Below are 9,685 nucleotides of genomic sequence, written 5' to 3' on the forward strand. Positions count from 1 at the left end.
AACGTGCGTGAGTCGATCGTAAGCTAGCAGAATTATCGCTGAAAGATGTTGTACAGGAGTAGTTCTCAGGACTATTGGCCTGGCTGCGGCCTGACGACGCGGCGTGATTCGACCGGTACCACGTCGACCTACGCGGTGCGGACTCGACGTTCTGCTTCCGGTGGGGCCGAAGTCCCACCGGAAGCCTCAAGTGCTGTCGCCCGTCAGTGGCGACAATCAGAACGTGTCGGCAGCCTCGCGCTGCCCGTTCCCGTCAATCGGATCAGCAGCACCGCAGGCGACGTTGTCGGCGCTGGTGAGCAGACTGTGATTTTCGGGCGAGAACCCTGTGGTGCCGTCGGCGGAGTTGAGGGTGAAGTCGTGCGCCATCGTTCCGTGGTTCTCGGTGAATTCCTGGATCTTCTTCGCGTCGAATCCGCCAGTCTCCTCAACTGCCATCGCCCAGTTGCGGATCGCCGAGTAGCAGTTGGAGTAATCGCCGAGTAGCAGTTGGAGTACAGGAACAACGGGACGGTCAGCGGCTCGCCGCCGTTCTGCTCACGCAGTCGCTCGGCGAAGGCGGTGGCGCCGGGGTTTCCTCTGCCAGCGAAACTCTCTGCATAGGCACACACCACCATTCCGTCGTATGCGTCGGGATCGGTGTATTGGCTGATGTCTGTGCCGGCCGCCGAGGTACCGCCGAACAGAGGGACGTCGAGCCCAGCCTGTTCGAACGCAGTTAGCAGGAGAGACCCTGGGTGGATCCGTAGGTGTCGACGAAGACCGCGTCCGGTTGAGCGTTCTTTATCCCGCGAGCACTGTTCCTGCCATCATCGTCGACATCGCGATGCCGACCTTTCGTCGCATGGCTCGCGTCGTTGGCCCGTTCATGAGACTTACCTCCATCGAACTGATCGTTCGGTCTGGCAGCGAGGTCGAGGAACGGTCGCATGCCTCAACTTCCCCTCGACTGCAATTAAGTGTGTTGAATTTTCAGAGTGTGACGCGAGCCACTTGCTGCTGTCAAGGTTTCGGGTGGCTGCGTCGTGGTTGCGGGTCGCCTTGCCTGCGGCTAGGCATTTCTTGAAAATATTTGTAGTAAAGACGAATTCGTGAACATAGGGATCTGGAGGCTCGCGCCAGCGACTCGTGGACGTGTAGGTTCCCGTCGAACTCCTGCGCATTCGAACAATCAACAGGTTGCGAAAAAGAGCACTAAAGAGGGTTGAAAGACTGCATTCTGCATCCTAAGCTGCGTGAGCGGCGTCACATTAGTGGGTGAGTCGAGACTCGTGCCGCAGAGTTCGGCGAGAAGAGGAGAGTGCGAAGCGATGGCTTTGGACGCAGCCAGTGCGCAATTCATTGCCGGCGCAGCCGATCCGGACGCGGTCCCGATCTGGGAGATGACGCCGACCGAAGCGCGCGGTATCGGCGCAAAACTTAAGGAGTTGTTTGGAGCGGGTCCGGACATGGCCCGAGTGGAGAACCTATCGATCCCCAGCTCGGCGGGGGGCTCTATCCAGGCTCGTCTGCTCGTCGGAACCGACGCACCACAATCGCTGATCGTCTACTTCCACGGAGGCGGCTGGGTCACTGGTGCGATTGACGACTTTGACGCCGCTGGAAGAACATTGGCTGCGACGGCGGATGCCGCCGTATTAATGGTCGACTATCGCAAGGCGCCCGAGCACCCATACCCCGGACCTGTCGAAGACTCGTGGTCAGCGGTTCAATGGGCCTCGGAGAACCGTCACGAGCTTGGCCTTCCCGGCGCCCCTCTCGTCGTTGCCGGTGACAGCGCCGGCGGCAACTTGGCCGCCGTGTGTGCTCTCCGTTCCATGCAACCTGACGCACCTGAGGTCACAGCGCAGGTGCTGGTGTACCCGGTGATGGATGCCGACTTTGACACCGCCTCGTATCTCGACCCGGAGAACCAACTGCTCATCGGCCGGCAGGCAATGATCTGGTTCTGGGATCACTACATCCCCGACATCGCCCGGCGCAGCGAGGCTGAAGCATCACCACTGCATGCCGAATCGCTTGTGGGTGCCCCTCCGGCGATCGTTCTCACTGCCGAGCACGATCCGTTGCGCGACGAGGGTGATGCCTTCGCTCGCCGACTTGCCGATGCCGGTGTCGACGTCCAGCACCGCCAATTCGCCGGTCAGATGCACGGCTTCTTCACCTTCGTCAACGTCTTGCCGGGAAGCGTCGACGGAATGCAATTCGTCGCCGACGGCCTTGCCCGGCTCACTTGAGAGGAAAACTCATGAATGACCCAACGAGCGTCGATGTCGGCGCAGTGGTGGTGGGCGCAGGATTCGCAGGGATGTACCTCGTGCATGAGCTCCGGCGTCGAGGGATGAGCGTCCGCGGCTTCGAGCGCGGCAATGACGTCGGCGGTACCTGGTATTGGAACCGCTACCCGGGGGCCCGATGCGACGCTGACAGCGTCTACTACTCGTTCTCTTTCGATCGCGAACTCGAGCAGGAATGGACCTGGAATGAGCGATTTTCGACCCAACCTGAGATCCTGAAGTACCTCAACCACGTCGCGGACCGGTTTGAGTTGCGTCAACTGTTCACCTTCGACACCAGCGTAGAAAGCGCGACGTATGACGACGCCACGAACCGGTGGACGATCGGACTCGACTCCGGCGAGCAGGTGACAGCGCGGTACGTAGTCATGGCGACCGGTTGCCTGTCGATCGGCAATCTGCCTGATCTCCCCGGCATGGACCGGTTCACCGGCGCGACCTATCACACAGGCATGTGGCCTCACGAGGGAGTCGACTTCACAGGCAACCGGGTTGCGGTCATCGGTACCGGGTCGTCGGGAATCCAGGCGATCCCCAAAATCGCGGAGCAGGCCACGCACCTCACCGTGCTGCAGCGCACGCCGACCTTCACAGTTCCCGCGCAGAACCGCCCGCTCGACGTCAAGGAGATCGCCGACGTCAAGGCGAAATACCCACAGCTACGCGAGGACTCGCGACGCTCGCCGGGTGGCGTGCCGATCCCGGAGTTGCAACCGTCGGCCCTCGCCGTCCCAGAGGCCGAGCGCATCGCAAGCTTTGAGAAGATGTGGGCAGCGGGTGGCGGAGGGATCCTCTACGCCTACCAAGACCTGATGAGAGACAAGCGAGCCAACGACACCATTGCCGACTTCATCCGCGGAAAGATAGACGCGATCGTCGACGATCCCGCCGTCGCCGACCGACTGAAGCCGTATGGCTTCCCCGTTGGAGCCAAGCGAATCTGCGTCGACACCGACTACTACGCCACCTACAACCGATCGAATGTCACACTCGTCGACTTGCGGTCAGAGCCGATCCAGGAGGTCACCGAGACTGGGGTGCGGGTCGGTGACAGGGAGATCGAGGTTGATGCGATCGTGTTCGCGACGGGCTACGACGCACTGACCGGGGCCCTGAACCGTATCAACATTGTTGGCAAGGACGGCATCTCGCTGGCGGACGAGTGGGCCGCGGGTCCGCGTACATATCTCGGGCTTGCGGTGAACGGGTTCCCGAACCTGTTCATGATCACTGGCCCGGGCAGCCCCGCCGTTCTGAGCCAGATGGTCATCTCGATCGAACAGCATGTCGAATGGATTTCGGCACTGTTGGACCACAAGGAGGCACACGGGTACACACGCGTAGAGGCCGAACGCGATGCTCAGGACGAGTGGGTTGACCACGTTAACGACGTGGCGAGCAGGACGCTGATGCTTGAGGCAAGCTCTTGGTACCTCGGGGCCAACGTGCCAGGCAAGCCGCGTGTGTTCATGCCGTACGCAGGCGGGGTCGGCCCATATCGTGCGATCTGTGACGAGGTTGCCGCGGCCGGCTACAAGGGATTCACCCTGGCGGTGTGACGACAGCGAGGTGTGCTCCGGCAGTAAGGTCGGGGCACACCTCGTTCACACTGCGCAATCGGTTCGGCCGTGAATAGGAGCACGTCATGACGCAGTTCGAAGCGCCGATGACGCGCGGGGAAGCCGTTGTCCAGCGACTCCGACTCGAGATCATCTCCGGCGACCTGCCCCCCGGCGAGCCGATCAAGGATGCGGAGCTCGCACAGCGCCTCGGCGTCAGCATCACACCGATCCGAGAAGCGGTAGCTCAACTTATCAGCGAAGGCTTGGTCGAGGCGCTGCCCAACAAACGTCGTCGGGTCATGGCCCTCTCGATGGAGCGAGCCACGGAGCTGATGGACGTGTTCGGTGTCTTACTGGTCGCGGCTCTCCGTCGCGCCGTGGGGCATCTCGGGGCAGCTCAATTGGCCGCGATGAGAGCGGCGGTCAACCAAATGGACAGCGCAGGACGGGCCAACGATGCGCCGCGCTCCGCACAGGCAGTGGACGCGTTTATCGGGGAGCTGCTTGCGGCGGCGGGAAACCGCGAGATTGAGGCCGTGGTACAGGGCATCGCTGCGCGGTCCCACCGCATGCTGAGCGCGGAGCCTGGGAGCCCGCTCTGGAGTATGTGGCCCACGGCGTTCGCTGCTGTCACCACCCAGTTGGAGGCGGATGACGCCGATGGCGCAGTGGAGCGACTGGAACGGCATTTCGATGAGCTAGTCGCTGAGATGCGTGCGGGTGGCCGGGAACTCCGCATCATCTTTCGCCCAGACACGTAGCTGCTTGCCGGGGTTCAGGCCGTGCCCCCGTCGCACCGCATTTGCGTCCAATAGGAACCGTTCCGGGGCCTGCCTCGCATCGCTGCGAAGGAATGGGGCAAGGACAAGATCACCGTCAATGTGATCAACCCCTATTGTCACAGGTGCCCTTCGTACACCCCGACGTTGGAGTGGCACAAGCCCGCAACATGCACCTACGCGAGGACCTGCCCATCACCGGGGTCGAGTTCGGGGATCCGTCAGCTCGATACGTCGGTCGACGATGGACAACCGCCACGCGTTCATGGGTTCTTGGCCGTACTCGGGCAACACTGGTGCTCGCGCTCCGCGGCGTTCAGTGCGTCTGCGCGCGCCCTACCGCGCCTGCCGATCCCGCGTCCTCTCCCGCGAGGAGCCCACCTATGGTAAGGGTGAGGGTGCGCTGGACGAGGGTGGTGAAGTCGCGGTGCATCGCAGCGACGGTGGCGTCCCGCTTGTAGGCGGCGGCGAGTGCCTCGCCGGGCTCGGCATACGGCCAGGAGGTGCCCGCGACCAGCAGCAGGGCCGCAATCACCTCGCCTGTATCCTGGGATGGAGGTGGTGAGGACGCGGATGATCTCGTCGGCCATCTGTCGGTGGCGTGCATGTGCCGCAGCACCGCCTCGACCGAGGCGTTGCGCTCCAGCATCCCGGACTCGGCGTGCATCGGGTCGCACAACACCGGCAGCGCCGCGAGCGTGGAAGCGATCACCCCGTGACGAGCGCGACCCGCACCGCAATCGGACCGAAATCCGCGCCGTTAACCTCAATGCCGCGCAGTTAGGCGTGTGACTGTTGGGTCAAATGTGACACGCGTGAGTAGAGGGCGTGTCGGTACGTGTGGGGCAGCGGAACTCCCGGTATCGAGGGCTTGTCCTCGCAAGACCCCCCTTTACCTCGGGAGTTCCGCTGTCCACACAGTCTGTCATCCGCCGTCCCGTCGAGGTTGCCGTAGGCCGGTTTGCGCCCGGTCACCTCGGCGAGTTGACCCAGATCGTGCCGTTCGAGATGGTCGACGACGCACTCGCGTCGACGTCGAGTGTGCAGAACGGGTGCGTGATCTGCCCTCGCGGGTGGTGGTGTACCTGCTGCTCGCGGCCGGACTGTTCGCCGAGGGCGGCTACCAGCAGGTGTGGGCGCGACTGACCGCCGGACTGGACGAGCTGACGCCGGTCCGGCCGGGCAGTTCCGCGCTCGCCCAGGCTCGCCGCAGGATCGGGACGAAACCGTTGCAGGCGCTGTTCGAGCTGCTCGCCGGGCCGGCGGCGGGGGCGACCCGTTGGCATGGGCTGCTGGTCTGCGCGGTCGACGGCACCACGATGTCGGTGCCCGACAGCGCGGCGAACCTGTGCCGCTACACTCGCCAAAGCGGCACCCACGGCGGTTCGGGATATCCGCTGATGCGGATGTTGACCATCGTCGCCTGCGGGACCCGAACCATCATCGACGCCGTGTTCGGTCCGACCGACATCGGCGAAACCACCTACGCACCGAACTTGTTCGGTTGCCTACGGCCGGGCATGCTGCTCCTGGCCGACCGCAATTTCGCCGCACAGAACATCATCACCGGCATCGCCGACACAGGCGCGGACCTGCTCATTCGCTGCAAGAGCAACCGCAAACTCCCGCGGATCGGACGCTGTCCGGACCGGTCCTACCTGACGCTGATCGCCGGAGTGAAACTTCGAGTCATCGAAGCCGAAATCATTATCACCGGCACCGGCGATCACCAGCACAGACGCCGAGTCGGCAGCTACCGGCTCATCACCACCTTGACCGACCACACGGCGTTTCCGGCATCGGAGATCGTCACCCTGTACCACCAACGTTGGGAGATCGAAACCTCCTACCTCGAACTGAAATCGAGCATCCTGGGCGGACGGGTCCTGCGCGCACGCACCCCCGCCGGCATCGAGCAGGAGGTCTACGCCCTGCTGACCACCTACCAAGCCCTCCGTCTGGCCATCGCCGACGCCACCGCCACCAACCCGACCGCCAGCCCCGACCGGGCCAGCTTCACCGTCGCTCTCCACGCCGCCCGCGACCAGCTCATCCACGCCGCCGGCGTCATCGCCGGTACCGTCATCGACCTGGTCGGCGCCATCGGCCGCGCCGTAATCACCGATCTAATGCCCACGCGCAGAACACGAGTCAGCCCCCGCGTAGTGAAGCGCGCAATCTCCAAACACCGAGCCAAGGGCGCCATCGGCCGCACCAACTACCACGCCGAGATCAGCATCAGCATCCTCATACTAGCCCACTTGACAACAGACCCGCCGCCCTAACTGCGCGGCATTGCCGTTAACCTCCCGGAGCACGTCGGCGACCCGCTCGTGAGCCTCCGCACCGAGCAACTCCAGCAGATCGCCTCGCGCGACTCGAAGTAGCGCAGCACGTTCGACTTCGCCACCCCACGCGGCGGCTGCTCATTCAGGCTCACCTGCGACACCGGCATCTCCGTGAGCGTGCCCGTCGTCGTGGACAGGATCGTCTGCCGCCGCAACTCGGGCTGTTCCTCGCTCCGCGCCTGCTGGAAGTCCATGATCATGCTTCGAATAGTAAAGACCGATAGTCTTTTGTTTAAAGACCGTTGGTGTGTTAGATTTGAGAGCGTGAACAGACCACCAGTCTCTAAAAGGAGTTGGGCATGACCTACGAAGTCCCGAACCAAAGCGGCAAGCTCGCCATCGTCACCGGCGCCAACAGCGGCACCGGCAAAGAAGCGGCCCGTAAGCTCGCCGGCGCCGGCGCGACCGTGATCATCGCGGTGCGCACCGCCGCCAAGGGCGAGCAGGCGAAGAAGAACATCCTCGCCACGCATCCCCGCGCAGATGTGCAGGTGCGCCGTCTGGATCTGGCCGACCAGGCCAGCGTGAAGGAGTTCGCCAACGCCGTGATCGCCGACGGGCGCCCGGTCGACCTGCTGCTGAACAACGCCGGCGTCATGATGCTCCCCGAGCGGCACGAGACCGTCGACGGGTTCGAGATGCAGCTGGGCACGAACTTCTTCGGCCCGTTCGCGCTGACCATGCGCCTGCTCCCGGCGCTGCTGAAAGCAAAGGCCCCGCGAGTGGTGACGATGTCCAGCAGCAACCAGGCGCCCATCGACTTCGGCAACCTCAACTGGGAGCGGGACTACAGCCCGATCGGCGCGTACGCGCGGTCCAAGCTCGCCGACCTGCTGCTGAGCCAGCAGCTCGCGCGGGTCGCGAGCGCGCGCGGCTGGAATCTGCTGTCTCTGGGGTCGCACCCGGGCAACGCGTCGACCAGTATCTTCGAGAATGGCACGCAGCTCGGCGGCCGGCAGCCGCTTCTACTGCGGATTGCCGCGTTGATCACCCCACGTCACTCCGCCGAAGCCGGCGCCGACCCGATGCTGTACGCCGCCACTGCGGCGGATGTGACACAGGGCGGCTACTACGGTCCCCGGTTCGGCATGGTCGGGCGCCCCGCGTCGGCGTCGGTGTCCAAGCGCGGACAGGACGAGGAGGTTGCCGCTCGCCTGTGGGCCGAGGCAGAGCGCATTACCGGCGTCGCCCTCCCCGCCGCATGAACGCGTCATCGGGAGCGTCATCCGGTTCCACAGCATACACACGAGCATTGGCGTCACTGTTGATCAGGACAACCCGACTGTCCGCTCACTGATCGCCCAGCTCCTGCTCGTCGAGCTGAACTTCGCGGACAACGGCGGACTGGGGAAGCTCGTCCGGCTTCCACAGAAGCTCGACGCGAAAGGCTAGTGGTCTGTCTGCGATTTGATCTTGTGGAGGGAGGTGCGGCCGCGTTGGACTTTGGCGATGATGTCTTCCGCGGTGGCTTTCCACACGAAGGGTTTGGGTTCCTTGTTCCAGTGTTGTGCCCACGTGGTGATCGCGTCGGCAAGGTCGGTGACGCTGGTGAAGACGCCGCGGCGCAGCCGCTTGTCGGTCAGTTCTTTGAACCAGCGTTCGATCAGGTTCAGCCAGGAGCTCGACGTTGGGGTGTAGTGCAGGTGCCACCGGCGGCGGTTCTTGTGTGCCAACCACGCTTTGATTTCCGGGGTCGAGTGCGCGGATACGAGGCGGCGGCGCAGCGGACCGTGGTCAGCGCCGACATGTCCTTCACCCGCCGCAAGCGTCGGCTGTAACGCTGCGGCGTGTGCAGGCGGCCGGTGTGTTCGCCGGAATCCTTGGTTTTCGGTGCCAGGCCGGCCCAGGTCGCGAGTTGATCGGCGGACCCGATCAGAGTTCGGGATCCCTGACCGCGGAGAGGAATTCGGCGGTTCTTCGTCGCCGTGGTGTGGCCGCACAGCTTGACCTTGCCGAGGTCGTAGGCGGCGCGCAGGTGTCGGACTCTGTGCGGTCGGGTGTAGGTCGCCCGCCGTCGGCGCCACGGTGCTCGCTCCGGGTCCTTGTGATTGCCGCGGCGCTGCGCCCACCGTCGGTCCGGGTGGGGTTTCAGATTGACGGTGCCGAACTCGTCGAGGCAGAGACCAGCGATGGCTGCCTTCCAAGTGTGATCAGGAACTTCTTGAACTCGTCGGCACGATGCCGGCGGCGCAGGAACCGATCACCCTGTCCCGAGGGATATTGACGGCGGCGAACAAAAGCGTGGCCGGAGCGCACGTAGTCCGACGTCGTCCGCTGCAGGACACCGGCAACATCGGCAGCACCGATTGCGATCGGTCGAGCGCCTGGATCTGGGAACTTCGCCTCCGCACGCAGGAGGACCCCCAGTCGACCCAGACACCATGCCCGCTCTGGCGGATCCAAAATACAAACCCACCACCTCGGCGATCTGCGCGTCGATCACCGATCGCGGCATGTCACCCAAGCCTGAGGTGTCGGCGAGCGCCGCGCCCAGTACGGCACATTCGGCGTTGGACAATTTCAGCTCGGCTTTCGGTCTCTCGGTACGCGTCATCTGCCGAGTCTTCAATTATGAACAAACTTCCTGACTCAGAACACTAGTAGACTGTCGCTGCTAAGTGTTGGGATATAGGTGGCGGAGTTCGATGCGGGCGTCGTCGGTGGTGAAGTGCCACTGGACCTGGCGTTGATCGGCGTTG

General features: G+C 63.8%; 9 protein-coding genes and 2 pseudogenes. 6 read left to right on the top strand and 5 right to left on the bottom strand.

Going from position 1 to position 9,685, the window contains the following annotated elements; all coding sequences use genetic code 11:
- Positions 1–216: 216 nt before the first annotated feature.
- Positions 217–438 (bottom strand): hypothetical protein, encoded by a 222-nt coding sequence (locus tag P3H15_RS45195; protein ID WP_276143273.1) that lies wholly within the window; start codon positions 436–438, stop codon positions 217–219.
- Between the two features lie 872 nt (positions 439–1,310).
- On the opposite strand from P3H15_RS45195, the gene P3H15_RS45200 reads away from it, so the two are divergent.
- The 3 genes from P3H15_RS45200 (at position 1,311) to P3H15_RS45210 (ending at position 4,620) form a co-directional block, all read left to right on the top strand.
- The gene (locus tag P3H15_RS45200) at positions 1,311–2,237 is read left to right on the top strand and encodes an alpha/beta hydrolase (protein WP_276143274.1); all 927 of its coding nucleotides are present in this window, start codon (positions 1,311–1,313) and stop codon (positions 2,235–2,237) included.
- Between the two features lie 11 nt (positions 2,238–2,248).
- Positions 2,249–3,856 (top strand): NAD(P)/FAD-dependent oxidoreductase, encoded by a 1,608-nt coding sequence (locus tag P3H15_RS45205; RefSeq protein ID WP_276143275.1) that lies wholly within the window; start codon positions 2,249–2,251, stop codon positions 3,854–3,856.
- 86 nt (positions 3,857–3,942) lie between these two features.
- Positions 3,943–4,620 (top strand): GntR family transcriptional regulator, encoded by a 678-nt coding sequence (locus P3H15_RS45210; RefSeq protein ID WP_276143276.1) that lies wholly within the window; start codon positions 3,943–3,945, stop codon positions 4,618–4,620.
- 334 nt (positions 4,621–4,954) lie between these two features.
- Here the strand turns inward: P3H15_RS45210 and P3H15_RS45215 are convergent, their stop codons facing one another.
- Entirely contained in the window at positions 4,955–5,350 is a 396-nt protein-coding gene (locus tag P3H15_RS45215; protein ID WP_276143277.1) for a hypothetical protein, read from the bottom strand.
- Between the two features lie 340 nt (positions 5,351–5,690).
- On the opposite strand from P3H15_RS45215, the gene P3H15_RS45220 reads away from it, so the two are divergent.
- Positions 5,691–6,923 carry an IS4 family transposase gene (locus P3H15_RS45220; RefSeq protein ID WP_276143278.1) on the top strand — a complete coding sequence of 411 codons (1,233 nt, stop codon included), beginning with the start codon at positions 5,691–5,693 and terminating at the stop codon, positions 6,921–6,923.
- A 63-nt stretch (positions 6,924–6,986) separates the two neighbouring features.
- On the opposite strand, the pseudogene P3H15_RS45225 reads toward P3H15_RS45220, so the two are convergent.
- Positions 6,987–7,180, bottom strand: a pseudogene (locus P3H15_RS45225) (TetR/AcrR family transcriptional regulator); the annotation flags it as partial.
- A gap of 105 nt (positions 7,181–7,285) precedes the next feature.
- Between P3H15_RS45225 and P3H15_RS45230 the strand changes: the two are divergent.
- Positions 7,286–8,191: an oxidoreductase gene (locus P3H15_RS45230; RefSeq protein ID WP_276143279.1), complete on the top strand. Its 906-nt coding sequence runs from the start codon at positions 7,286–7,288 to the stop codon at positions 8,189–8,191.
- A 183-nt stretch (positions 8,192–8,374) separates the two neighbouring features.
- Here P3H15_RS45230 and P3H15_RS45235 read toward each other — a convergent pair whose 3' ends face one another.
- Together P3H15_RS45235 and P3H15_RS45240 are read right to left on the bottom strand one after the other, a co-directional pair.
- Positions 8,375–8,659 (bottom strand): transposase, encoded by a 285-nt coding sequence (locus P3H15_RS45235; protein ID WP_276143280.1) that lies wholly within the window; start codon positions 8,657–8,659, stop codon positions 8,375–8,377.
- A gap of 47 nt (positions 8,660–8,706) precedes the next feature.
- Positions 8,707–8,897 (bottom strand): annotated as a pseudogene (locus P3H15_RS45240) (transposase); the annotation flags it as partial.
- A 470-nt stretch (positions 8,898–9,367) separates the two neighbouring features.
- Between P3H15_RS45240 and P3H15_RS45245 the strand changes: the two are divergent.
- Positions 9,368–9,574 carry a hypothetical protein gene (locus P3H15_RS45245; RefSeq protein ID WP_276143281.1) on the top strand — a complete coding sequence of 69 codons (207 nt, stop codon included), beginning with the start codon at positions 9,368–9,370 and terminating at the stop codon, positions 9,572–9,574.
- The last annotated feature ends 111 nt before the right edge of the window (positions 9,575–9,685 follow it).

Source organism: Rhodococcus sp. T2V, from assembly GCF_029269925.1.
Lineage (GTDB): Bacteria > Actinomycetota > Actinomycetes > Mycobacteriales > Mycobacteriaceae > Rhodococcus_F > Rhodococcus_F koreensis.

Bases quoted from the DNA above. Each gene is read 5' to 3' on its own strand.
- P3H15_RS45245 (WP_276143281.1), top strand. From the start codon at position 9,368: ATGCCCGCTCTGGCGGATCCAAAATACAAACCCACCACCTCGGCGATC.
- P3H15_RS45205 (WP_276143275.1), top strand. From the start codon at position 2,249: ATGAATGACCCAACGAGCGTCGATGTCGGCGCAGTGGTGGTGGGCGCA.
- P3H15_RS45200 (WP_276143274.1), top strand. From the start codon at position 1,311: ATGGCTTTGGACGCAGCCAGTGCGCAATTCATTGCCGGCGCAGCCGAT.
- P3H15_RS45210 (WP_276143276.1), top strand. From the start codon at position 3,943: ATGACGCAGTTCGAAGCGCCGATGACGCGCGGGGAAGCCGTTGTCCAG.
- P3H15_RS45195 (WP_276143273.1), bottom strand. From the start codon at position 438: ATGGCAGTTGAGGAGACTGGCGGATTCGACGCGAAGAAGATCCAGGAA.
- P3H15_RS45230 (WP_276143279.1), top strand. From the start codon at position 7,286: ATGACCTACGAAGTCCCGAACCAAAGCGGCAAGCTCGCCATCGTCACC.